We start from the raw sequence: 512 nt of genomic DNA on the forward strand, positions 1-512 counted from the left end.
TTCATTTCAATTACTATCGCAACTTCTTCAGCTGAAAGAGGAAAGATTTTTGATCAAAATGGTGTAATACTAGCTACAAATAAGAAAGTTAAGTCTCTATATTGCACTTCTAATGACGAAAAGCTATCGAAACAAGATACATCAAACACATTAGCTTTTTTTAATCAATTTTCAAGCGAATTTCAACATGATATTTCTACAGAGAACATAAAATCTCAATTACAACAATCTTGTAAAAAGCAGACTATGAATGATATACCGTTATACTCTGATATAACTGAAAATGAACTTGCATTCATAAACAAAAACAAACCCAATAATGTAATAATTAAAAATGAATGGATTCGATATTATCCTAAACACGAAATTGGTTCACAGGTAATTGGGTATGTAGAAAATGACCTTAATTCAAAGCATATGGCTGTTGGAAAAAGCGGGATTGAGCTGCAATATGAAAATGATTTAAAAGGAAAACCAGGTAAAACTCTTATTTTTAAATTGAATAATAAAAA

1 pseudogene is annotated in these 512 nt (G+C 28.7%); it reads left to right on the forward strand.

From position 1 onward, the window contains the following. Positions 1 to 512 (forward strand): annotated as a pseudogene (locus CN409_RS31110) (penicillin-binding protein 2); the annotation flags it as partial.

The organism is Bacillus sp. AFS012607 (genome assembly GCF_002558005.1).
In the GTDB taxonomy this organism is placed as follows: Bacteria; Bacillota; Bacilli; order Bacillales; family Bacillaceae_G; genus Bacillus_A; species Bacillus_A thuringiensis_S.